The 22,348-nt window shown below is 45.6% G+C and carries 25 protein-coding genes; 12 read left to right on the top strand and 13 right to left on the bottom strand.

Translation table 11 applies throughout. The features are described 5' to 3' along the window. The first annotated feature begins 4 nt into the window (after nucleotides 1-4). The gene (locus PAV_RS11755; protein WP_005546365.1) at nucleotides 5-223 is read left to right on the top strand and encodes a DUF3006 domain-containing protein; all 219 of its coding nucleotides are present in this window, start codon (nucleotides 5-7) and stop codon (nucleotides 221-223) included. 709 nt (nucleotides 224-932) lie between these two features. Here the strand turns inward: PAV_RS11755 and PAV_RS11750 are convergent. The 5 genes from PAV_RS11750 to PAV_RS11730 all read right to left on the bottom strand — a co-directional run bounded on the left by PAV_RS11750 (nucleotide 933) and on the right by PAV_RS11730 (nucleotide 7,741). Further along, nucleotides 933-1,826 carry a carbohydrate ABC transporter permease gene (locus tag PAV_RS11750; RefSeq protein WP_005546363.1) on the bottom strand — a complete coding sequence of 298 codons (894 nt, stop codon included), beginning with the start codon at nucleotides 1,824-1,826 and terminating at the stop codon, nucleotides 933-935. 122 nt (nucleotides 1,827-1,948) lie between these two features. After that, a complete protein-coding gene (locus PAV_RS11745) occupies nucleotides 1,949-2,830 on the bottom strand; it encodes a carbohydrate ABC transporter permease (protein WP_005546362.1) in 882 nt (293 codons plus the stop codon). Between the two features lie 104 nt (nucleotides 2,831-2,934). Continuing rightward, entirely contained in the window at nucleotides 2,935-4,278 is a 1,344-nt protein-coding gene (locus tag PAV_RS11740; protein ID WP_005546361.1) for an extracellular solute-binding protein, read from the bottom strand. Nucleotides 4,279-4,446: 168 nt separating this feature from the next. After that, nucleotides 4,447-5,964 carry a response regulator gene (locus PAV_RS11735; RefSeq protein ID WP_005546360.1) on the bottom strand — a complete coding sequence of 506 codons (1,518 nt, stop codon included), beginning with the start codon at nucleotides 5,962-5,964 and terminating at the stop codon, nucleotides 4,447-4,449. Further along, nucleotides 5,942-7,741 (bottom strand): cache domain-containing sensor histidine kinase, encoded by a 1,800-nt coding sequence (locus tag PAV_RS11730; RefSeq protein ID WP_005546358.1) that lies wholly within the window; start codon nucleotides 7,739-7,741, stop codon nucleotides 5,942-5,944. Before PAV_RS11730 ends, PAV_RS11735 begins: the two co-directional genes overlap by 23 nt. Nucleotides 7,742-7,961: 220 nt before the next feature. Here PAV_RS11730 and PAV_RS11725 point away from each other — a divergent pair, with 220 nt between their 5' ends. Then, nucleotides 7,962-8,384 carry a hypothetical protein gene (locus PAV_RS11725; RefSeq protein WP_005546354.1) on the top strand — a complete coding sequence of 141 codons (423 nt, stop codon included), beginning with the start codon at nucleotides 7,962-7,964 and terminating at the stop codon, nucleotides 8,382-8,384. Between the two features lie 234 nt (nucleotides 8,385-8,618). Here PAV_RS11725 and PAV_RS11720 read toward each other — a convergent pair whose 3' ends face one another. From PAV_RS11720 to PAV_RS11705, 4 genes are all read right to left on the bottom strand, one after another. Next, complete coding sequence (locus PAV_RS11720; RefSeq protein WP_005546350.1) at nucleotides 8,619-8,942, bottom strand: antibiotic biosynthesis monooxygenase family protein; 324 nt, start codon at nucleotides 8,940-8,942, stop codon at nucleotides 8,619-8,621. Between the two features lie 115 nt (nucleotides 8,943-9,057). Then, nucleotides 9,058-9,705: an NUDIX hydrolase gene (locus PAV_RS11715; protein WP_005546348.1), complete on the bottom strand. Its 648-nt coding sequence runs from the start codon at nucleotides 9,703-9,705 to the stop codon at nucleotides 9,058-9,060. A gap of 26 nt (nucleotides 9,706-9,731) precedes the next feature. Then, entirely contained in the window at nucleotides 9,732-10,295 is a 564-nt protein-coding gene (locus PAV_RS11710) for an AAA family ATPase (RefSeq protein ID WP_005546346.1), read from the bottom strand. Between the two features lie 193 nt (nucleotides 10,296-10,488). Next, nucleotides 10,489-10,713 (bottom strand): hypothetical protein, encoded by a 225-nt coding sequence (locus tag PAV_RS11705; RefSeq protein WP_005546342.1) that lies wholly within the window; start codon nucleotides 10,711-10,713, stop codon nucleotides 10,489-10,491. A gap of 517 nt (nucleotides 10,714-11,230) precedes the next feature. Here PAV_RS11705 and PAV_RS11700 point away from each other — a divergent pair. Genes PAV_RS11700 through PAV_RS32330 form a run of 3 tightly spaced genes read left to right on the top strand, consistent with a single transcriptional unit; the run spans nucleotide 11,231 to nucleotide 12,651 of the window. Beyond that, nucleotides 11,231-11,536 (top strand): hypothetical protein, encoded by a 306-nt coding sequence (locus PAV_RS11700; protein WP_005546339.1) that lies wholly within the window; start codon nucleotides 11,231-11,233, stop codon nucleotides 11,534-11,536. Nucleotides 11,537-11,567: 31 nt separating this feature from the next. Beyond that, nucleotides 11,568-12,149 (top strand): M14 family zinc carboxypeptidase, encoded by a 582-nt coding sequence (locus PAV_RS32335; protein WP_005546338.1) that lies wholly within the window; start codon nucleotides 11,568-11,570, stop codon nucleotides 12,147-12,149. Beyond that, nucleotides 12,034-12,651: a M14 family zinc carboxypeptidase gene (locus PAV_RS32330; RefSeq protein ID WP_338010902.1), complete on the top strand. Its 618-nt coding sequence runs from the start codon at nucleotides 12,034-12,036 to the stop codon at nucleotides 12,649-12,651. The genes PAV_RS32335 and PAV_RS32330 overlap by 116 nt, the downstream gene beginning before the upstream one ends. A 418-nt stretch (nucleotides 12,652-13,069) precedes the next feature. Here PAV_RS32330 and PAV_RS11690 read toward each other — a convergent pair whose 3' ends face one another. After that, complete coding sequence (locus tag PAV_RS11690) at nucleotides 13,070-13,501, bottom strand: NUDIX hydrolase (protein WP_157266815.1); 432 nt, start codon at nucleotides 13,499-13,501, stop codon at nucleotides 13,070-13,072. Between the two features lie 141 nt (nucleotides 13,502-13,642). Between PAV_RS11690 and PAV_RS11685 the strand changes: the two genes are divergently transcribed. The 6 genes from PAV_RS11685 to PAV_RS11660 all read left to right on the top strand — a co-directional run bounded on the left by PAV_RS11685 (nucleotide 13,643) and on the right by PAV_RS11660 (nucleotide 19,515). Beyond that, on the top strand, nucleotides 13,643-14,224 hold the full coding sequence (locus PAV_RS11685) for a TetR/AcrR family transcriptional regulator (protein ID WP_005546334.1): 582 nt from the start codon (nucleotides 13,643-13,645) through the stop codon (nucleotides 14,222-14,224). A 110-nt stretch (nucleotides 14,225-14,334) separates the two neighbouring features. Then, on the top strand, nucleotides 14,335-15,159 hold the full coding sequence (locus PAV_RS11680; RefSeq protein WP_005546331.1) for a transporter substrate-binding domain-containing protein: 825 nt from the start codon (nucleotides 14,335-14,337) through the stop codon (nucleotides 15,157-15,159). 194 nt (nucleotides 15,160-15,353) lie between these two features. Then, complete coding sequence (locus PAV_RS11675; protein WP_005543483.1) at nucleotides 15,354-16,508, top strand: IS4 family transposase; 1,155 nt, start codon at nucleotides 15,354-15,356, stop codon at nucleotides 16,506-16,508. A gap of 164 nt (nucleotides 16,509-16,672) precedes the next feature. Then, complete coding sequence (locus PAV_RS11670; protein WP_005546329.1) at nucleotides 16,673-17,317, top strand: amino acid ABC transporter permease; 645 nt, start codon at nucleotides 16,673-16,675, stop codon at nucleotides 17,315-17,317. A gap of 15 nt (nucleotides 17,318-17,332) precedes the next feature. Beyond that, nucleotides 17,333-18,127, top strand: coding sequence for an amino acid ABC transporter ATP-binding protein (locus tag PAV_RS11665; RefSeq protein ID WP_005546326.1), 795 nt, complete (start codon nucleotides 17,333-17,335; stop codon nucleotides 18,125-18,127). A 173-nt stretch (nucleotides 18,128-18,300) separates the two neighbouring features. After that, nucleotides 18,301-19,515, top strand: coding sequence for a M24 family metallopeptidase (locus PAV_RS11660; RefSeq protein ID WP_005546323.1), 1,215 nt, complete (start codon nucleotides 18,301-18,303; stop codon nucleotides 19,513-19,515). A gap of 145 nt (nucleotides 19,516-19,660) precedes the next feature. Here PAV_RS11660 and PAV_RS11655 read toward each other — a convergent pair whose 3' ends face one another. After that, entirely contained in the window at nucleotides 19,661-20,074 is a 414-nt protein-coding gene (locus PAV_RS11655) for a PH domain-containing protein (protein WP_372515397.1), read from the bottom strand. 41 nt (nucleotides 20,075-20,115) lie between these two features. Here PAV_RS11655 and PAV_RS33355 point away from each other — a divergent pair, with 41 nt between their 5' ends. Continuing rightward, nucleotides 20,116-20,238, top strand: coding sequence for a TetR family transcriptional regulator C-terminal domain-containing protein (locus PAV_RS33355; protein ID WP_081505739.1), 123 nt, complete (start codon nucleotides 20,116-20,118; stop codon nucleotides 20,236-20,238). Between the two features lie 86 nt (nucleotides 20,239-20,324). Here the strand turns inward: PAV_RS33355 and PAV_RS11650 are convergent, their stop codons facing one another. After that, nucleotides 20,325-20,921: a TetR/AcrR family transcriptional regulator gene (locus PAV_RS11650; protein WP_005546318.1), complete on the bottom strand. Its 597-nt coding sequence runs from the start codon at nucleotides 20,919-20,921 to the stop codon at nucleotides 20,325-20,327. 181 nt (nucleotides 20,922-21,102) lie between these two features. Continuing rightward, nucleotides 21,103-22,320, bottom strand: coding sequence for an epoxide hydrolase family protein (locus PAV_RS11645; RefSeq protein ID WP_005546317.1), 1,218 nt, complete (start codon nucleotides 22,318-22,320; stop codon nucleotides 21,103-21,105). Nucleotides 22,321-22,348 lie beyond the last annotated feature (28 nt).

The raw sequence follows: 22,348 nt of genomic DNA, 5'->3' as shown, positions 1-22,348 counted from the left end.
AGCATTGATTCAAGGTGTAATCGACCAAATTGAATGCGATATCGCAACCATAGAAGTTGAAGACGGGCATACCATCGAGTATCCGAAACACCTGCTGCCCGGTGAAGCTGAGGTTGGAGATGTGGTTCATATTCGTGGGAATGTAATTACTGTAGACAAACAAGCGACGGCAAAACGCAGAAAAGAAGTCGACCAATTGATGGATGAGTTATTTGAGGATTAGGCTCGACCTACCCTTTAGCACCCTTCGTCTGGACTTTCCCAGCACAGGGTGCTTTTTCTTTTCCCTCACCGAATAAAATAGATGCTGCTAACTTCTACATTTTACTCAGTCGGGTTCAAGTCGTTCAGCATATTGTAAACATATAAGTGTGAAAGGGAACTTTTAAACCGCTGTAAAAAACAAGCCCTATAGTATGTGTGCCATATTTGCAATGACGATACCGATAATGACATGTGAGCAATTAAACTGGAAGTTAGGTACAAAGAAACTAGACGAACTCCCTATAGAAAAAAGCCCTGCTTCATCAGCAAGGCCTAACACACGTGCATGTGTTTTATTGAAGGCAGTAACAGTGTTCATTCCTATCGTATTATATAAAGCATGAGCATAAAATGATGACCAATAAAATGAACAGAACTAAGATTACGCCTGTGGAAGTAAAGCCTCCAACTCCACAACCCGCATTGCCAACGAATTCACCCATTGAGATGACCTCCTTTCTCTAGGTACATATTCATTTTATGATGCTGAGAAAGGTTAGACACGGCGCGTTGCCAATACGGAAAGAATTAGGCATTCCACAAGCAGCATTTATCCCCTGCTGCAAGACGCAAAACTCCAGGCTATTTTTCCTCAGCAACAACAAAAAAAGCAAAAATACCGCCAACTCCTTTCGTTGGCGGTAACTCTGCTGTATCATCTTCGAACGTTATCCCTTCACTGCTCCTGCCAGCATCCCCTTCATAATCTGCTCCTGGAAGAGCAAGTACATAATGATCGTCGGAACAACCGACAGGCTCAGCGCGGCGAGCGTCAGACTGTAATCCGTGCCGTAGCCATCCGCGAAGATGGAAAGACTTAGCGGCAGTGTCTTCAGCAGCGGATTGCTGATGAAGACGAGCGGGAATGCGAAGTCATTCCAGAAACGCAGGAAGCCGAGTACGGCTACAGTTGCAAGCGCAGGCAGCGACAGCGGAAGAATGACCCGCAAGAAGATTCCGGTATAACCCGCTCCATCGATCAAGGCCGCTTCCTCCAGCTCTTTCGGGAAGGAGGTCATGTATGCGGACAGAACAAATATCGCGACCGGCAGCTCAAATGCCGTATAAGGCAGTACAAGCGCCGCATAGGTATCGAGAATAGACATTTGCTTCATCATAATGAATAGCGGGACAAGCGTGCTGTGTATCGGAATGAGCATGCCGAGCAAGAACAAGCCCATGATATACGGCTTCCACTTGAAGCTGAACCGAGACAACACGAAGGCTGACAGCGCTCCGATCAGCAATGTAGCAAGCAACGAGATTACCGTCACAGCCAGAGAATTGCCGAAGGCGACATTCATACTTGCAACATCCCATGCCCGAACGAAGTTCTCCCATCTCCACTCAATCGGCATGCCGAATGGAGAGGAAAAGAATTCTTCATTGCTTTTAAAGCTGCTTATAAATAGCCAAATTAATGGATACAGAGTCAACAAAGCGTACAGCACAAGCAATACCCATGTGATGCCGGCAATACACGGTTTCCATGCCAAATGAGAATAACGGCTCTTGCGAGAGGAAGGCATGCGGCCAAGCTGTTGAACGGGTTGGTTCCCCATGATCCACTCCTCCTGTCTTCTTGGACTTGGATGACGCAACACACAATCTACATCCACATAACCATAATAGATCCACATCGATGTCATCCATGTTACTCATCATGTTCGAGACCTTCCTCTACTTAGAGCGCGTCCTTTTTCCGATTCATCAACAATTGACTGACGACAATAAGAATTAAGCTAAGAATGACGATAGATGTTGAAACTGCACTGCCATACCCATATCGGAAAATATTGAACGTGTTATTGTACATGTACGTGGCAAGCAGCTCGGTTGAATGTGCCGGACCGCCATGTGTCATGATAAAAATCAGATCAAACGCCTTCAAGCTCCCCGAAATGCATAGGATTACAGCCACCTTGATCATGCCCCAAATCATCGGCAGCGTAATGCGGGACAGCTTCTTCCAGCCTACGGCGCCATCCAGCTTGGCAGCATCGTTCACTTCACTCGGTATATTTTGCAAAGCCGCAATGAACAAAATTAGATACGGCCCAATATTGCTCCATATTATCGGCGGCCCAATAGACAGCATGGCTACCTTCGGATCTGACAGCCATCCGAGCTTCCAGGAAGATAGCCCAAGCGAATCAAGAAGATAGTTTAATATACCGATCTGCGGATGATAAATGTATCCCCATACTAATCCAATAACGACGGAAGACAGCACCATCGGCATGAACACCGAAGCCCGAATGAACTTCTCGTACCAACGGTTGCGGACAAGCAGCAGCGCCAGCAGCAGGGCAATTGGAACTTGCCCGAACACGGAATAAGCAACGATATACAGATTATTGCGGAATGAGCTCCAGAAGATCGGATCGCTAACGACTTCCCTATAATTTTGCAGTCCAATGAACTTCATGGCGCCCATGCCCTTCCAACTAAAAAGCCCATAATACGACGACCAGATAACCGGAATAATGACGAATACAGCATAAATAAGAAGCGCGGGCAACAAGCCAAGCACGATAAACATCCGCGCACGCGATGCAGCAGTCATAGACATCTATCCTTTTCTTTTGTTAGGCTGCATAATATTCCATGATCTCAGTACTTTTGCCTATATGACCGAGATGCAGATGCTAAGTGTGAACTGAATCCATCCTACTCCTTCAGTCCCTGCTCCTGCGCATCCTGTATCTTCTTCGCGATATCTTCGGCCTTCCCGCCGAGCAGTAGCTCCTGCAAGCCATTATTAACAGCCTCTGTAGCGCCAGACGTTAATTTCGAATCATAAACAGGCGTTCGCTTCACTTCGTTAACAAGCTCATACAGCTTGGCGAACAATGGATTTACTTTGCTCTTATCAAGCTCCACCTTGAAGCTAACGAGTTGATTAGCCTCTAATGTCGTCTTCTGGGCGTCAGGGCCAGCCAACGCGAGAACAAGCTCTTCTGCAACCTTTTTCTTCTCGCCCTCAATCTTGCTGCTTAACGCAGGTCCGACACCAATGGCACCAGAAACAGAGTTCGGATCTCCCTTTCCGCCCGGAATAGATGGTAGAACAGCGACACCTGTTGAATCTAGTATCTCTTGTGGAGCAGATGCAGCCAGATTCGTAACCGCCCATCCGCCTTCGATGAACATCGCAGCCTTGCCCTGTGAATACAATTGTTCCATTTGTGTCGTGTCGATCGCATTGAAGCCATCCTGGAACGCGCCAACCGTCGCAAGCTCCTGCAAATGCCCAAGCGCCTTTACAAATTCAGGATCCGTAAACTTCGATCCATCCTGGGCAACTGCTTTCAGGAACCAATCCGTTCCCGTCACCCGATCCGCAAGTGAACTGAGGATACTGGATTGTGCAAGCCATGGAGCCTTGTTGCCAAGCGCAATTGGAATGATGTTTTTGGATTTAAGCGTTTTAACTGCATGCAGCAGCTCATCCCACGTCTTTGGTACGGTTAAGCCATTGTCCGCTAACATTTTCTCGTTGTAATACAAAATGGATGTAGGCGACAATCCCATCGGAGCACTGTAGATTTTACCGTCAAAAGTAAAGTCATCAAAGGAATTCGGCATATAGCCGTCCTTCCACGCCTGATTCGAATTCAGCAGCTCATCCAGCGGCTGAATCAAGCCTGCGGCCGAGAACTCCTTGGCAATCGTTCCGGGATGCATAATGAATACGTCCGGCATCTCATTTGCAGCCGCAACCGCTTTCAACCGTTGGCGATACGCATCCGGCGGTATCGCTTGAATCTGCAAATCTACATTTGCGTGATTCTGCTTGAACTGCTCAATAATTCCCCGCATTGCCTTGGCGCGCAGGTCTTCCCCGGTGAAGTTGTGCCACAGTGTAAGTTGAATCCTATTTTTTGAATCTGTTTTTGCCCCCGAATTAGACTCTGTTGACGATGCTGAACCGCCTCCACACCCTGCCAGTACCAATGCCAACATCATAACGAGCATAAGCATTTGACTCCAACGCATTTTGTCCTTCAACATTCACAGCCCCTCCTTATGACTTAGAAACAAGTTCAAAAAGCATCTCCGTCCAGCATCGCATTGCTTGTTTGCCGACACATTTTTGAACGTTTATCCACTTGCTACCACTATAAATTGAAGACTCCTCAAGCAAAAGGAGATAATCTTCGGTGAAAGGGGGTACTTTTTTCAGTTGTGAAGCCGATACTGAGACGGGGATAATCCCGTATGCTTTTTGAACAGCTTGCAAAAATATTTCACGTCCTCATACCCGCAATCACTAGCCACATGGCTTATTTTGCGCTCCGAACCCGTTAACAGCTCCTTCGCTAGTCTCATGCGCTCCGCAGTCACGAAGTCAATATAGTTCATTCCCGCTTCACGCTTGAATACCTCGCTAAAATGGTTCGGATTCACATGCACATAGGCGGCAACTTGCTGCAAAGACAAGCTGTCATGCAAGTGCTCCCTGATATAGAACATCGCACGCTGAATATAGGAGCTGGTACGGTTCCGATCATCGTACTGCTGATAGCGTTCCATAATCGCACAACATGCGTGATACAGCGCCTCTTCCACACGCTGATCGGACAAAAGACGATGACGGATATCGCGAAGTGCTCTTTCTTCCGGAATCATTCGCTCCAGCCAGCGGCACGCGGACACAAGAATGGACTGGGTGTATGCCAACAGCGAGTCAGGTGTCGTCTGTTCATCCTGCATGTGAACCGTGACCACGCTTTGAATCCAATGCGCCAATGCCGCTCGATTTCCTTGCGTTAAAAGACTGAATAGCTCAGCCTCTTCCTCACGTGTGCATACTATCCTTCCTCCCGTTCGATGCTGGATGTCCGCATATGAAATGACTCCTTTCCAGTTCGCGATCTGAGCATAGGCAAATGCCTGCTCTGCTTCCCCGTAAGACTGCTTTGTCTCTGTGAAATGAGCGACCACGGAACCACAAGCTGCAAATATCGAGCATTTTAGAAGCCTCTCACATGAAGAGAGTGTATCGGTTAAGAGTCTAGAGGACTCAAAGGCTGTCTTCAGCCGCCACAACAGCACCATATGACTCGAATGCAGCAGAGTATCGCATTGCAGCGTCTCCTCAATGAAATTGGCAGCCGCGAACTGCAGCAGCTGTTCATCCTTCCAGCCAGATACAGTAAGCATGATGACTTGATAAGCTGTGGAGATTGGTTCGAGATGAAGCAATTCAAGTATTTGTCGACGTGCGGATTCTTCTTCCGGCATTCCCTCCGTCAATACCTTGTCCAAAAGCTGTGTTTTCAACATGCGCATGCTCATTCGTCCTGCACTAGCTTCCTGCCGCTTTACTTCTAATCTCTGCTTAGCCCTCAATACCGCCTCCATAATTTCCTCTGGACGGCCTGTCTTCAAGATGTAATCCTGAGCTCCTGCCCGCATCGCCTGTTGTGCATAGGCAAAATCATCATAACCGGACAGCATAATGACTTCTGTAGATGGATAATGGTTTCTCACGAGTGCTGCCAGCTCCAAACCGCTCATCGCTCCCATTCGAATGTCTGTCATTACAATGTGCGGCTGTTCTTCTTGAATTCGCTGCCATGCCTCTTCTCCCGAAGCGGCAGGCTGCAAGGGGGCAATTCCTATCGCCAGCCAGTCGATCACTTGATGTATGCCTGTTCGAATAATAACTTCATCATCGACGATAAGCAGCTTCATCGCCTTCTCCCTCCTCCTCTTTTTCTATGGACGAAATCGTGAAGGATATGGTTGTTCCTCGTCCCTCAACACTATGTATCACTAACCCGGACTCTTCTCCATAATGCAGCAGGAGCCGCTGGTGCACATTGCGCAGCCCATAGCTGCTTGCTGGCTTAATGGTATGATCAAGCGGTACCTCTATTTGTTGAAGGAGCGTCTGCAATTGTTCCTGTGACATCCCCTGTCCGGAATCTTCAATGGTGAATTGCATATGGCCCATTTGGGTCAGCTGTGCACTTACGGTAATGCAGCCCTTCGATTGCTTGCCAAGGATGCCATGAATGATCGCATTTTCGATCAACGGCTGAAGCAGCAGCTTCAGCATGTGCTCGGATTCAAGCTCGGAGCTGATATGAAAAGCAATCTCGAATTTCTCCGGGTAGCGAATCTGCTGTATGGATGCATAATGCTGCACATGGAGCACTTCCTGCTTGACCTGACAATACTCGCTTCCCTTATTTAAACTAAAGCGCAAGAAGTCGCTTAACGATCCAACCATCTGCGCGATTTTGGCATCCTTGTTCATGAGCGCCATCCAATGTATGGACGCAAGCGTATTATATAAAAAGTGCGGGTTAATCTGCGCCTGCAGTGCCTGCATATCCGCCTCTTTTTTCATCGATTCTTGGCGTTTCACCTCCTGCATGAGGACATGAACACGTTCTCCAAGCTTGTTATAGCTGTGCACGAGCATGCCGATCTCATCCGAGGATGTAATCGGCAGAGCGATGACTTCTCCGTCTGGACGAAAGCCCTTCAAGGATGCAGCAACCGTCTGCAGCGGTCTTGTCACTCGAATAATAAGGAACAGTACGATTCCTGCAATGATCATCATGGCTAGACCTACCGTAATCGCAGTCACTGTAACTACATATTGGTTCTGAGCCTGATACTGTGCATACGGAATTACGGCCAACAGGAGCCAATCAACATGAGGTACCTTTGCGTACACAATCGTCTTCTTGTTTTCCCCCTCCCCATATGTGACAAATCCCTGCCCTTCCTGCATGTTCGGCACGTCCAAGCCGGGCAGCAGATGGGTCACTGCTTGCGTCAATCCATCCCTCATCGTTCCTGATATCATCCGTTGATCACGATCTACAAGCAGCAAGCTTTCTCCGCTTATGAGGACCGGCTTCATCATAAATTCAGCGATAGCGGCCTCGCTAATGCTGATAGACAACAACCCCTTAGGCTGATAAGTAGTCATGCTCCCTATCGGCCTAACGAAGGAAATCACCTTTTCTTCTCCGTTCGTTGTCACATTGGTATAAAGCGAGCTCCACCATTTATCATGTAGTTGCTGGATGATCGTGTTGTTTCTGTCTTTGAAAAGCCCATTATTGAAGATAGTCGTGTTGGATAGCGTGTGATTGCCGTTGTTTGGGTAAATGGAGATATTGGAAATGTAGGATTTCGAAAAGGCAAAGTTAGATAGAAACCCCATAAGCTTAATTTGCAGCCCACTGCCTTGATTGGTTGAAGCTAGATAACGCTGAATGTCTTCCTGTCCGATGAGGAAAATGGACATATTCTCAACATCCTGCACGATGAACTCCAGATTCGTCTTGATCTGATCCAGCAGCCCAAGGCTGGACTGCTTCGTTCGCTCTTCGGCTTCCATCGCTGCAATGCTGTACAATACGTACCCCAGGGACAATAGCGGTACAAGTATGGCACCTAACAAGATAATGGATAGCTTGCGCTTCAATGATTTGCCCACCCATCGCTGCATACAGAAGCATTCCTCCTATTATCGAACATGATAACTAGGTAAAATTATACAGACTCTATTTAAAAATGAAACAACCTAAAGGGCACTTGTGTTCACCTGATCAAGAATCAAATGAAGAAAACATATAATATTTTTTATCATTCAGAGTTTTTTGTTCTAAATTATGGTTAATTATCATATTTTAAGATCGTATGTTTTATTTTTAAGTAGGAGGTTTTTTATGTTAAAGCGGTATTCAACTCTTTTGCTTTCAGCGACGGTAATGCTAACATTAGGTACGGGTTCTGCGCTGGCTAAAGATTCGCAAGTTCCATTTCATACAACGGAGTCCCAAGCAACGAAAGGATCCGAACAAAGCGTAGCCCCGCTTGCAACAGGGAGTCTCCAAATCTCTTGGAGTTTCGTCTTAAATGTCGACCATTTCAAAGTTTCGGTCAGAGACATGGAAACCGGCCAAATTGTGATCGAACACCAACAATACGGTGTAGCTACTAAGAATATTACTCTTTCTGGACTAAATCCCCATCAGCATCAAATCTGGGTAGGTGCATTTGATACTTACAATAGGAAATTAAAAGACGGAATAACACAAGCATACGTATATGGCGGTTCAACAACAAGTGTGAAGGTCGAGCTTAATTAATTCGTATAGTCTCCAATATACTTCTATATCTAAATAGACTACGCAATCGTAAAAGGATGCAGGGCCGGTTCTCGTACAGAGGACCGGCTCCTTGTGTTGCGTTTGCGCTCCGGATTGGCTTTTACTTGAATAACAGAAGTGGCTGTGACACCCTTAGCAAACATGATGTCTGATTAACAAAAAGAGAGCATCCGTATGGATCCCCTCTTCTGATTACGCTATATTCTGATCAAATCAAATCTTCACGAATGTCTTGACGGCCTTCACTTCATACACCGCATGCTGAGAGCCCAATATATGCTCTGGCTTCGGCTTGCCGCGGCTCTGTCTATGGCCTTCAATATGAGCTTCGCTTGTCTCCCATTTCTTCCATGCCTCTTCAGACTCCCAGCGAATGAGAATGACGACTTCCTCATCACCTCTGCTGACTTTCTTTACGCAAATGCTCAAATCGATAAAGCCCTCTGATTTCTCGATAACGCCCGCGCCACTGAACCTATCAACCACCAATTGTGAAGTTCCTTCCTTCACTTGGATCGTTTTCGTTTCGATAAACATATCTCGCTCTCCTTTTATCGGTTGCTGCGTCCACTACATGATCATTCGTTCGTATTATTGAAAAAGGTTCTCATTCATCTCATCATACAAAACCAGTATGCTATTAATCCATGGATTATTTCCGGATGAAGCATGGAGATTCTTGAAGAGCCAAGCTTGCAATTTGATCGAGTACATATTCATAATAACTTGTTCTGGATGGGACAAAGTCCTTCATCTTTAATTCCAGCTTGCTCCCGCTCACACCGTTCGACGGCATAAATTCCTCGCCAGTAATTTGCTGTACTTCGCCTGCAATCAGCTTGCGGAATTGTGCTGCTTCCAGCATGACAATGGATACCACTTCATCTTCCTGCAATCGAAAATCTGTAATGTCTCCTTTGTATTCATGAAGAAATACATGACAAAATTCATTATCAATCCTATTTTCGTGCTCAATACTGCTTGGTATAACACCACTGTACGTTAGCTGAGAAAATTCAACCTCGATCCCCAGTTCCTCACGCAACTCCCGAATCCCATCCATTGGAGTTTCTCCGGCTTCCAGATGGCCCGCAGCCGTAATATCCAGTAGACCCGCATAATCTTTCTTCTGCGGATGTCTGCGTTGGAACAACAAAAGCAGCTTTCCATTCTCGATCTTCCACAACCAGCAATGGAAGGTTTGATGCCAAAATCCCCTAGCATGAGCCTCGTCCCGTGAACTAACACCGATAGGCTCCATTTCACTTGTAAATGTATCGAGATATTCCTTAGCAGCCATTATTTGTCCTCCGATTCAAAATAAACTTAGCGTATTTCTGCCTCTGTCCACGCTCTGCGCATGATTTCGCCGACGGTTTCTTCCGGTGTCATGTCAGAGCTGTCCAGCCACATGCCGATTCGAGGCGTGGCATGACGGAGACCTTCGTCTAAATCCTGAACACTCCAGAGCCCATACCCTTTCTTCTCTCGCAACGCTTCACGTTCCGCTACAATTTCAGGCTTAGGACAAAGTACAACGAGATAGAGAGGACGTGTCCGAATATACTGTAGGAAAGACTGTAACACTTCTCCGATAATGACATCTTGAACGACCGTCGTAAATCCGGCTTCTACATAGGCATCCACTGTACCTGCAGCTAAACGGTATCGAAGGTGAAGCTGATTGATCGCTTCCTCCGCAGCATCGGGCAGCATTTCCTCGCGACCACTTACGATCATGCGGCGGAACACGTCGCCGCGAACATGGACGCCTCTCGCAAAGCGTTCCGCCAACAATTGCGCAACCGTGGATTTGCCTGACGCCATAATACCGGTAATTACGAACAAGCTTGAAGCATTACGCTGATGATCTCCAGTCTGTCCGTTCATCCTGCGCCCTCCCTGTCCCTGGATTCAATAATATAAATCAATAATATACACATTACTAATGTACTATATTTTTCGATAGACAGTTAAAATGACAGCAAAGCGCCCGTAGTCCCTCCGTTCGTGAAGAGCTGTAGTCCTTCTCGTTTTTGCTCAATTCCGAATGTTCATGTATGTTTCATTAATAGAAGCATGTTCAACAAGCACGCCACTGTACCTTTCCTTGATTATCGATGCGGTCAGTCGCATCTGGCGTAATCAACATACGCTTCTTAGTGTCCTCGTTCAAATAAAGCGTCCAGATCTGAGACACGACCACCTTTTTGGTATCCAAATCAAAGACTGCCTCGTCAACATATATTCTCTCCGCTGAACGTTTCGCTTTCTCCTCAGCGGTTCTGAGGAATAATTTCTTATTCAATTTGTCCTCTTCTCTTATATCCGTAAGCTTAACTTCCTAGTCCTTGATTAATTCACGGCGCTTTGCTGTGCAGCACATATATCTCTGCTCGTATCCATTCTTGTCTTTTGTGTTAAAGGTATAATTATATGCTGCATATTTGAGGGGAACCATTTATGCAAACAAATGCCTGTATCCCTTATACAATCACTCCTAGCAAACAAGAATAAACTCATCAACACATGGAAATATTAAACGAAAATCAGCCTAGGAGTTGACATGATTGCAACGACATTTTTTTGCACGGAAAAAAAGTATTAATTAAAGAAATCCCCGATGTTGTTGCCATTCATTTTGACTTTCTGGCATGATGACAAGTTCGGATCAGGACGAATTAATGCTTCCAGTGCTGTTATTAAAGCTCGTTCCAGTGTAGAAAAAGCTTCAACTAATCGTGTCACTTAAAGTTGGATTCATACAAGATGTACATCTATTACGTATATGAAGAAGAGCAGCATAACACCAAACTGAGCAATGGATGGAGAACTATGATAAAAAAATTGCAATAACGACGGACACTCGTGAAGAGATGAATAAGCTTGTACGCAGCGCATCTATTGATATGAGCTGTGGCGGGCCAAATCGACAGCCCGACGGAACATTTGTTATAGAGGCCTATGTACCGGATGATCACGTGAATGATTTGAGTTCGCAAGGCTACCGTTATGAAATTCTTGAACATATTAGTCGATCCATGTTAGAACAACGACAGCAAGAAGTCGGTAACGCCGATCGTTATGAGGGTGGCAATGTAGCGCCTCAAGGCACTGGGATTAAGCGATAACACAAGTCTATGCTTGACAGGAGGAAAAAAGGTGGCTTACTTAAATGTGAACGAAGTGGAGTCGGCTATTATTGCTCTAAGCCGCAAATATCCGAACTTCACGAAGTTAATTACACTTCCCCATAAAAGTGTAGAGCAGCGTACATCTCACGCGTTACACCTATCAAGTCATTTTCAAAGCAAACGAAATACAATTTTTATAACTGGCGGCGTTCATGCACGCGAATGGGGAAGCTGTGAAATTTGTGTGTTTTTGGCGGCAGATTTATTGGAGGCCTATGACCAAGGTACCGGGTTAGTCTATGGAGGAAAAAACTTCACTTCAACTGAGATCAAATCTCTCTTCGAGTCCATTGATTTTGTTATTTTTCCAGATGTTAACCCAGATGGCCGTTTATACAGCCAAACGATAGAAGCGTTGTGGAGACGTAACCGGAATCCAGCTGATAGTGGAGGAAATAACAGTTGTGTTGGAGTTGATATAAATCGAAATTTCGATTTTTTTATGGAATTTCCCTCACCACTTCTCCCCTTTAGCGCCAGTTCGCACGTCCACAGACCCGTGCAGCATAGACCAGACGTATCATGGCAGCACTCCCGCTTCCGAACATGAGACGCAAAATGTTATTTGGATATTCGATAACTTTCCGCAAATTAAGTGGTATGTGGATATCCACTCATACGGAGAGAAAATTTTAACGAACTGGGGAGATGATGAAAACCAGTCGAATCAACAAAATATGAACTTTATGAACCCTGCATTTGATACAGTCCGCGGGTTAAAAGGAGATAACGCCTATAAAGAGTATATTTCGAACGAGGATCGAACGGTAACCCTTGCGCTAGCAAACGCGATGCACCAAGGCATTAAAGCCGTTCGAGGACGAAATTATCAGGTACAGCAGGCGTTCGACCTTTATCCTACTTCCGGCACCTCTGATGACTATGCGTATAGTCGTCATATGACTGATCCGAGCAAAGGGAAAATTTACGGCTTTACGATTGAATGGGGCAGGGAATTTCAACCGCCGTGGACAGAGATGCAGCAAATTGTTAGCGAAGTGTCCGCCGGCATTGTTCAATTCAGCGAGTCAGCTAGCGGTGCAACGCCTTAGTGAAACATGTAAATGAACCCCTCATTTTGCAAAGTGAAATGAGGGGTTCTCTTCGTTGCAGTGGAACCATAAGATGCGGCCATAGCTCGCTCCAATCGATCTAGTTAATCATACATCTAATAACTCATATCTAAAAAGTTTAAACTATATGCTAAGGTTGTACGATTTTTACAATCACTAGCCATTATTGTTTCTTATGACGTTGACATTTGATTAATGTTATAACTGTACATGCGCGATAGATTTGAAGCTTATTCGTATATAGTTGTGTATGATCATCAATAGTACCAATCGATTAAGGCCGAGCAACCTGTATGCTTTTTTTACGGCATGCTGTATGTGGGGTATACCTTTTACGAGTCAAAGCCATGATTTTCGTTAGCCGATATACCAACACATCCTCGATTTATTTACAGCATTAGAACTCGACATAAAACGGCTGCTGGGAAGCATCCAAGCATTTCTCAATTCGCTCGCGGAAGTTCTTCCATGTGACCATCTGCAAAGCGTCTTTTATTGGAAAATACCCCACTTCTAGCGCCTCTTCTGTCGTTGTCAGCTCACCGTCCACCTGCTTGGCTAGAAATAACGTATTGCATATTCCAGCGGATACATTCTGATAGATCCCACAGAAGCGAACAATTTCAATATCGATTCCCGCTTCTTCCCTCGTCTCACGAATGGCCGCTTGAGCGAGCGATTCCCCTTCTTCCACTTGACCACCCGGCATCTCCCATCCTCTACGCGGCCCTCTAATCAGAAAAATTTCGTGCTGTTCATTCAAAATGATGGCGCCGGCAGATACGATATGTTTTGGAGGATATTTTTCAAATCCTACTATTCCAATCAAAATTAACACTTGACACTGCGCCCATTCAAAAGTATAGTAATCGCATCGGAATTAAAACTGACTGATGAATCAGTTAAGAAAAGGGAGCGATGAACGCTGGCTATCAGATCAAATCAAGAACCGGATAGACGTCAGCAGCTCATGAATGCTGCTCTCTACCTTTTTGCAAACAAAGGATACCACTGTACGAAGATATCCGATGTGGTCAAAGCTGCCGGTGTCTCTCAAGGAACGTTCTATTGGTATTTTCAAAGCAAAGAACAAATCGTTCTCGAGTTAATTGATGAAGGCAAGGAGAAACTAAGCAAAGTCATTGCTCAAGGCTATCGCAAGCATACAGGGACTGTCGATGATATGATAAGCTCCTCGACTCGACTGCTCACCGAGCTATTCACATTCGCTGATCAGAACCGGAATTTGATGGCTCTCCTTCTTATGAAGGGGCAAGGCGCCGATCCTCCCGTTCGAGAAGCTGTATCGCAAGCCTGGATTGCTTTTGAAGCAGCATTCAAGATGAATATACAAAGAGCAATCGAATTGGGAATGCTGCCGCAAAAAGATGATTTGTCGCTCCGCGCCAACATTCTGGTCTGCTTACTTACAGGCGTGTTGTCCAAATGGCTGTTCGGCCCTATGCATGAGGTCGATTACCAGTCTGCCTATTCGCCAGCAGCAATCGCAGAAGCAACTGCCACATTCGAATTTCGGGGACTTCTCGGATAATTCCGATTACGGTTGCCGAAGCCCATATACATGCACGGTTCAACGTGAATATGATCATTTCATTGGAGTTCAAATGGAAACAGCTACAACATCACAAGGAGGCAACAATCATGTCATTCCATTTCAAAAAACTTCTGAAAGCTACTACTCTATTAACGGTTCTCGCGGTGGCACTTGTCGGATGCGGAAGCAAATCGACAACGGATGCGGGCTCCGCTAACGCACTGGAACAAATTAAAAAATCTGGAAAAATTAAAATCGGGCTTATGGGCACTTATGCCCCATACAACTTCATTAACGATAAGCGTGAGGTCGACGGCTTCGATGCTGATATTGCCAAGGCAGTCGCGAAACATATCGGAGTAGAGGTCGAGTTCATCACTGGCGAATTCTCCGGATTGATCGAAGGATTGCAAAAGGATAAATACGATGCGCTAGTCAGCCAAGTTACCATTACAGACGATCGCAAGCAGAAGATGGATTTCTCCACTCCTTATGTGAAAAATGCCGTAAATGTCATCGTGAAGAGTGACAATACGTCCATCCAGAAAATTGAAGACTTCAAAGACAAGAAGATCGGTGTCGGTCTTGGAACGAATGATGAGAAATATTTGCGCGATGTTGCAATGCCTAAGGTTGGAAAGTTTGAAATTGCGACTTACAACGATGTCATTACCTCCTTGCAGGATTTGAATGTGGGACGCATCGATGCAACGATTAACAACGTATTTGCGCTCAAGCCGTTGATTGAGAAAAATCATTTCGACGTGAAGGCTGTCGGTGAGCCTATCAAAGAAGATGTAGCCGGTATCGCCATTCGCAAGAACAATCCGGAGCTGCTTGCCGCCATCAACAAAGCATTGGAAGAAATGAAATCGGACGGCACATTCAAAGAAATTTTCAAAAAATGGTTTGATGTAGAGCCTAACATTTAAGCCATTCCGGGAGGGTACAAGAGATGGAACTCGTCATGCAAAACCTCAATAGCGTTGCATTAAATTTCAGACCTAATTACAAATTCTAAATTGTACTAAAAATGTTAAATTATCGACGTCCATTCAAAGAAAAAATCTCCATAATTAGGGGAGCAGGTAGTCCTGTCCAAATCCCTAATCATAGGAGATCGTACATGGACAAGGATACACTACTTTCATCATTTGGTAAATGGGTCGCACCACTAAATGCACAAATCATTTCAGATTGGACGGATAAAACCGGCGAAGATAAGTACGTTAAAAAGCTGCATTCACTGGCCTATCTCTTGATCTTTATGGATGCACAGCTGCAGCAGCGAGACTGTTTACGAACTATCGTTACTGAATTGCAGTGTAACGAAGCGTTCCAGAAAGAACTTGGAATTACGTCCATAAGCACCTCACAGCTATCAAGGAAAAACAACAAGCTTTCCAGTGAGGTTTTGCAAAGCATATTTGCGGATCTGGTCTTGAAAATCAGCGAGCACAGCCGTCCTGCTTCAGGGCGAATCGGCACAGTAAAATTGCTAGATTCCACGACGATGAGCCTATGTTTAAGTAAATACAAATGGGCAACGTACCGAAAAACAAAATCCGGTGTCAAACTTCATTTGCGAGTAACCTTTTGCGATCCGGACACGGTTTATCCAGAAAAGGCAGTGCTTACACCTGCGAAGCCTGCGGATCGTACTCAAATGGATGCTCTTATTGATGAAACCGGAGCCACCTATGTGTTCGATCGCGGCTATGTCGATTACAAGAAGTATGATCATTACTGCAGGGAAGGCATTTTTTTCGTAACTCGTTTGAAGAACAACGCGGTCGTGGAGACGCTCTCCGAATTTCCAGTAGCCGAAAACTCCTTGATCCATCGGGATCAAATGGTTCGAATCGGTAAAGGAAAGAAACAGATGGAAGAGGCATTGCGACTTGTAGAAACGACCGATTTAAAGGGTAAGCTGATCCGCATCATTAGCAATCGCTTTGATTTAACAGCAGAAGAGATCAGTGAGCTGTATCGCAATCGTTGGAAGATAGAAACATTCTTCCGTTGGGTTAAACAGCATCTGAAGCTGACGCGTTTCTATGGAGAGCAAGAGAACGCGGTATGGAATCAGATCCTCATTTGTTTGATCGCATATAGCCTTCAGCTCTTGATGAAAATGGAGCTTGGTACAACGAAGAGCTTATTAGATCTACATCGACTACTTATCTCAATGCTGTATCAGCCCTGGGAAACGTTCAGAGAAGCTGTTTTTCGGAAGCCTGCTCGCACTTCCAAAGGTCGGCAGAAAGTCGTAAAGACCTAAGATTCAGGAAAATAGTTCCTTGAAATGATAGATATTACCAAATGGGCGCGGCTACTTGCTTTCATAGAACCCTTAACTTTTTGGCTTATATGAAAGCAAGAAAACTGTAAATTATTTTATCTGCAACAATATCTTTCCTTTAATATTTGCAGTGGGATTCTTTTATGCAACGCTATTGGCAAAACCTAGACTTTTTATTTACAGGCGCATATTACACCCTGCTGATTACGATCGTTTCCATGTTCTTTGGACTCCTCATCGGGTTGGTTGTCGCCGTAGCTCGCTTGAAGGGAAATAAGTTCATCCGCAATGTCGCTAGAATTTATGTGTCTATCATTCGCGGAACGCCGATATTGGTACAGATTTTCATTATTTACTATGGACTACCCGACTTTGGGATTACACTCGGGCCGCTCACAGCGGCCTTTATTTCACTTAGTATCAACATCAGCGCGTACTTGTCCGAAACATTCCGCGGCGCCATCCTTTCCGTATCCAACGGACAGACCGAAGCTGCTTTATCATTAGGCTTATCTCCCTGGCAAACGATGTGGAGAGTTGTGCTTCCGCAGGCGGCGCGCGTAGCGATCCCACCGATGGGCAATACCTTCATCGGCATGCTGAAGGAGACATCTCTCGTCTCGGTCGTTACCGTAACGGAGCTGCTTCGCTCCGCCCAACTGCTTATTGCACAATATTATGTGGCAATGCCATTTTTCATTGCGATTGCCCTCATGTATTGGGTAATGAGTATTGGCTTCTCAGCGATTTTGAACCGTATTGAAATTCGCTTGTCTAAAGCCTATTAAGGACGTGTGATCAACATGATTGAAGTAAACAAACTAAGGAAACGGTTCGGAGATTTGCTTGTGTTCGAAGATATCAATCTGCAAGTTCGATCTGGTGAAATCGTCGTATTGGTCGGGCCTAGCGGTTCGGGAAAAAGTACATTGCTGCGCTGCCTGAACGGACTGGAGGTTCCAGACTCCGGTTCCATTCAAGTCGGTAGTGCCGAATGGAATACCGCAATGGATGCTGCTTCTAAAAAGAAAGCCGTTCAGCAAATTCGCACGTTAACAGGCATGGTGTTCCAATCGTTCAACCTGTTTCCGCATATGACCGTGTTGGACAATGTTATCATGGCCCCAACAATCGTCAAAAAGCTGTCCAAAGAGGAAGCGATTAAGATTGGGGAAACGTTGCTTGCCAAGGTAGGACTGCTGCATAAAAAGGATGAGTATCCTTCTAGGCTGTCCGGGGGTCAGCAGCAGCGTGTTGCAATTGCACGGGCACTTGCGATGCAGCCTGAAATTATGCTCTTCGATGAACCGACATCCGCGCTCGATCCGGAACTCACGGGCGAAGTGCTTGCGGTAATGAAGCAGCTCGCTGCGGAAGGCATGACTATGATCGTCGTAACGCACGAGATGAAATTCGCCCAAGAAGTTGCCAATCGCGTCATTTTCATGAGTGACGGCAAAATTCAAGAGGAAAGCGCGCCTGAGCAGTTTTTCAATCAACCTAAGACAGAGCGCGCCCGCAAGTTTTTGCGGCAGCTCGCAAATGATCCAGACACGATCACGCAGGAAATAAAGACGCCCGAAGCGGAAGTAAAGTAAGAGCAGTAGAAATGAAAATATCAATGGAATACCAATTGCAAAACCATTTGCAGCAACAATGGCACAGAAATGGAAATGGACATGGATATGGAGATGTAACCGAAGTGCTATTTCATTAAAATTCGAAGGGGATTGGAATTGAATATCGAACTTTCATCAAAGGAGAGACTGTCATGATGAACGACAAAGCAGAGCATCTGAAGCATGTCACCGAGCATGCACGACAAATCATGGAACGTGAACAGATAGACGCCATCGTGGCATCTGGCTGCGAGAACTTCTACTATTTATCCGGCCATCCGAGCACGTTCATGTACACCTTGCGTATGAGCGAAGTCGCACTAGCCGTCATATTCCGTGATTCGTCGCGCCGCACGGTCATCATCATGAACGAATTTGAAGCCGCAGGCGTTCCAGAGGACTTGCCCCAATGCGAGCTCCGAACATACCCAACCTGGGTCGACGTCGATGATCCGCTTGGATTGCGTGGTGATAAATATGAAGGGAAACGCCCAGTGAATCATCAGGTTCAGGAGATGTTTGGATTGCTCCATGAGGTGCTCGCTGAGTATGGAGTAAGCAGTGGAAAGGTTGCCGTGGAGCTGAACGCCATGAAGTACGGAGCTGTACGCGCCTTGCAAGACGCTTTGCCCCATGTCGAGCTATCAGAGGCAAGCCCAATTTTGACCGAACTGCGTGCACAGAAAACGCCATGGGAAGTGGAACAGCTCCGCAAGAGCTGCACCTACGCCGAAATTGGCATAACCGAGGCGATAAAAGGAATCTCCGTCGGAAGCTCTGCTTTTGATATCGCAGATGCGTTCCGTCTTGCCCTGCTGACTCATGCAAATGGAGCAAATTCCCGCTTCCATATGATATCTGTTGGGGATCATTTCGCCCCTGCACATATTTTCGATACACGACCTGGACAAGCTGGTGAAGTGATCAAGTTTGATGTCGGTGTCGACGTCAACGGATACGGCTCAGACATCGCTCGCACATTTGTGCTCGGTTCCCCTTCCGATACGGTACAGCGTATCTACAACGCGCTGCGGACTGGACATGATCATCTGCTCGAGATCATTGAGCCGGGGATGCCAATGAAGCATGCCTTTAACGAAGCAATGTCTGTCATCCGCCGTTCCGGCCTTCCGACTTATAATCGTGGACATTTGGGCCACAGTGCAGGATTAAGCTTAGCTGCAGAGGAAGCTCCATTCCTCAGTCCATCCGAGGACACAGAATTTCAGCCGGGCATGGTTATCTGCTTGGAGACACCCTACTACGGATATGGCATCGGATCGATTATGATCGAGGATATGGTGCTGATTACTGACAACGGAATGGAACGATTAAATTCGTTGTCACGGGATTTGATTTCACTTTAGCTTTACTTTTCATAATAGAACTCTATCATGTGACATAAAAGTCAGAAAGATGACCGAAACCAGCTTTCTGACTTTGTTTTACTTTATCTAACAATGTCTTCATTAGCGCTCAAACTGATACATACTCTCGACTTCATTTTCTATTCTATATGTTTCTATTTGCCACTGAAGCCAACACCTTACGAATAACATCCACCACCAGCTGCGGTTCATCATCAATTACCATATGCCCGCTCTTCGCTGCTACTATCAGTTTGCTGTTCGATGAAATGTTCAACATTCGCCGCTGACCTTTCTGCCAAATCTCCTTTAGTTTCTTTGCTGCTTCTTCCCAAATGCCCGTACTTGAATAAGGATGCGGAATACCTCGTGGAATCACTCTTACCGGCATATCTCCCAGCTTTTGCCCCCGAACCGCATTTTCCACACTGTCAATCAGCTTTGCTTCTTCCGCAACGGCATCGAAGTAGCTTGGCTTTGCAATCACATTCATAAATTGGGAACGCTTTTCCTCTGCAACCATCCCCTCCAGCAGGGAATCTTGAAACAATCTGAGCACTCCTGAATTCTTGATTAGCCCGAGTCGAGAAGCTATATGCGCTGCTGGATGGGCTTGCCCTCCATCTCATCCTTCATCCGCAGCGCCTACAAGCCGAGCGTGTTGAACGTATTCTGGGAGAGCATCTTCAGTCATTGTGCATTAGTCAAGAAAATGAGATCTAAATACGGATGACAATCCCGATCACATAGCTGTAAATGAGAACAGACCAATGTCCGCCTTCTATGGGGGACGATCGGTCTGTTTTTTATTATATGAAAGTTTGCCCCTGGCGGCTCACTGCGTTCCAGCAAGCGAGAATCGCTTTATCCACAATATCATCTGTTAGCTCAATCAAATTTTGCTGATTAGCCTTTAAGAGATAAACAATGGATCCATAGTGCATCTGCACCATTATTTGAGGCTCCAATTGAACGAATAGGCCTTCCTCGACTGCCTTTTGATACATCTTCTCTAGTGGGCCGCACCAGCCGTCCTTGTAAGCTTCCAGCTTAGACTGCTCGTAAATATAAGGAGAGAATGAATACTGCTCAATAAAACGAAACCCCTTCGGATACTTATTGCCCAGCTCGATCAAGTTGCGCCAAGCATTACGAAACTGCTTCTGAATAGAATCAGTCTCGTTTATGTTCTTCGTTACGAACTCTCCGTTAAATCGCACGATCGCCTTGTACAGTTCATTAATGATATCTTCCTTGCTGCTGAAATAGTGATAAATGTTTCCAGTAGAAACACCTGAATTCTTAGCGATCAGCGACATGGACGTAGCCTGCAGTTCCCTGTCGATGATCAGATCCAGAGTTGTCTCAAGGACGGCCTGCTGCACATTGTTATATTGCTCGAACATGCTTACTACCTCCTTTCGCACATTCTCAAAAATTGAACAATCAATCTAAACATAATACACCATTTGACGTTCTTTTGCGATCACAGAATGTCCGAGAAAACAAAGTTTCAAAATGCCGTCGCTGATCCCACTTAACTATCGTTTTTTCGTTAGTCATTCTTCCAAATTTTCTTCTGAGATGTTATCTAAGTTTTTTAAATGTTCCACGAATATCCTCAATAATGGCGTCTGGGTTTTCCCATCCCGTGAAGTGCCCCCCTCTTTCATGGGCTTTCAAGTAAATCGGGTTATACCATTTTGCGTCTGGGCTGTCGAGAAACGCTTGAACGCGAGTTTCGGTAGTCGTACCTGGGATATTTTCGCCTCCAAGGAAAGTGATACCCATAGGCGCTTCAACGATCGGTGTGCGATCATGGGATGGCGTCCATGGATAACGATTCATATTTGTATACATCCGAATTGTCATCTCAATGCTGTTGCTGAACCAGAAAATCGATGCCATAGTCAGAAGCTCATCCTTGGTGTACTTGGCTTCGATGTTGTAGCCCGTATCGTCGCCCCACTTCAACCAGCGAGTCATGATCCAAGCAAGAAGTCCGACCGGAGAGTCGTTCAGCCCATAGGAGATAGTCGCAGAGTCAAGCATGTGAACGGCCACATGAGATACATAAGTGCGTTGGAAGTGAAGAATTCCTTCACGAATGTCATCAGGTGCGCCAGCCGGCACTTTAAATCCGTCGGTTAGATCCCATGGGCGTTCGCCTTGGAAGAGATTGAGCAGAATCGCATGACCCAAATGAATGCCATAAAGAGAATCCGCATATTTGTGACCAAGTTGACCTGTAATCAGCGCGCCATAGTCGGAACCACTGGCTGCATATTTTTTATGGCCTAATACCTCCGTCATGAGTTTATGGAAAAGATCTGTAATCTTCCAAAAGTTCATATCTGGTTTTGTAAGCGGCGTAGAGAACCCAAAGCCAGGGAGCGAAGGAATATAAACATCAAATGCATCTTCAGGATCTCCGCCGTATGCAGAAGGATCTGCCAATGGGCCAATGACTTTGCTCCAGTGCCAGAATGTCCAAGGCCAGCCATGGCTAATAATTAGCGGAATTGGATTTGGTCCCTTACCAGGCTTATGCATAAAGTGAATAGGTACGCCATCTATCTCTACTTTATAGTGATCAAAAGCGTTAATCTGCGCTTCTGCTTTGCGCCAGTCGAATTGACTAGCCCAGTAGTCAACCAATTCACTCATATATTTAGCATCGATACCATAGTATCGGTCTTCATTTCCTGGATTGCTGATGAATCGAGTATCCTTCAAGCGTCTTTTGAGATCAGCAATTTGTTCGTCCGATACATGAATGTTCATTTTATATTGTACAAGTGACATAATAGTCATCCCTCCGTTAATTTACTCA

Origin of the sequence: Paenibacillus alvei DSM 29 (assembly GCF_000293805.1) — a bacterium.
In the GTDB taxonomy this organism is placed as follows: Bacteria; Bacillota; Bacilli; order Paenibacillales; family Paenibacillaceae; genus Paenibacillus_B; species Paenibacillus_B alvei.
This window is presented reverse-complemented; position numbering and strand designations above follow the sequence as displayed.

Bases quoted from the DNA above. Each gene is read 5' to 3' on its own strand.
- PAV_RS11750 (WP_005546363.1), bottom strand. From the start codon at position 1,826: ATGGGGAACCAACCCGTTCAACAGCTTGGCCGCATGCCTTCCTCTCGC.
- PAV_RS11745 (WP_005546362.1), bottom strand. From the start codon at position 2,830: ATGACTGCTGCATCGCGTGCGCGGATGTTTATCGTGCTTGGCTTGTTG.
- PAV_RS11740 (WP_005546361.1), bottom strand. From the start codon at position 4,278: ATGTTGAAGGACAAAATGCGTTGGAGTCAAATGCTTATGCTCGTTATG.
- PAV_RS11735 (WP_005546360.1), bottom strand. From the start codon at position 5,964: ATGAAGCTGCTTATCGTCGATGATGAAGTTATTATTCGAACAGGCATA.
- PAV_RS11730 (WP_005546358.1), bottom strand. From the start codon at position 7,741: ATGCAGCGATGGGTGGGCAAATCATTGAAGCGCAAGCTATCCATTATC.
- PAV_RS11725 (WP_005546354.1), top strand. From the start codon at position 7,962: ATGTTAAAGCGGTATTCAACTCTTTTGCTTTCAGCGACGGTAATGCTA.
- PAV_RS11720 (WP_005546350.1), bottom strand. From the start codon at position 8,942: ATGTTTATCGAAACGAAAACGATCCAAGTGAAGGAAGGAACTTCACAA.
- PAV_RS11715 (WP_005546348.1), bottom strand. From the start codon at position 9,705: ATGGCTGCTAAGGAATATCTCGATACATTTACAAGTGAAATGGAGCCT.
- PAV_RS11710 (WP_005546346.1), bottom strand. From the start codon at position 10,295: ATGAACGGACAGACTGGAGATCATCAGCGTAATGCTTCAAGCTTGTTC.
- PAV_RS11700 (WP_005546339.1), top strand. From the start codon at position 11,231: ATGGAGAACTATGATAAAAAAATTGCAATAACGACGGACACTCGTGAA.
- PAV_RS11685 (WP_005546334.1), top strand. From the start codon at position 13,643: ATGAATGCTGCTCTCTACCTTTTTGCAAACAAAGGATACCACTGTACG.
- PAV_RS11680 (WP_005546331.1), top strand. From the start codon at position 14,335: ATGTCATTCCATTTCAAAAAACTTCTGAAAGCTACTACTCTATTAACG.
- PAV_RS11675 (WP_005543483.1), top strand. From the start codon at position 15,354: ATGGACAAGGATACACTACTTTCATCATTTGGTAAATGGGTCGCACCA.
- PAV_RS11670 (WP_005546329.1), top strand. From the start codon at position 16,673: ATGCAACGCTATTGGCAAAACCTAGACTTTTTATTTACAGGCGCATAT.
- PAV_RS11665 (WP_005546326.1), top strand. From the start codon at position 17,333: ATGATTGAAGTAAACAAACTAAGGAAACGGTTCGGAGATTTGCTTGTG.
- PAV_RS11660 (WP_005546323.1), top strand. From the start codon at position 18,301: ATGATGAACGACAAAGCAGAGCATCTGAAGCATGTCACCGAGCATGCA.
- PAV_RS11650 (WP_005546318.1), bottom strand. From the start codon at position 20,921: ATGTTCGAGCAATATAACAATGTGCAGCAGGCCGTCCTTGAGACAACT.
- PAV_RS11645 (WP_005546317.1), bottom strand. From the start codon at position 22,320: ATGTCACTTGTACAATATAAAATGAACATTCATGTATCGGACGAACAA.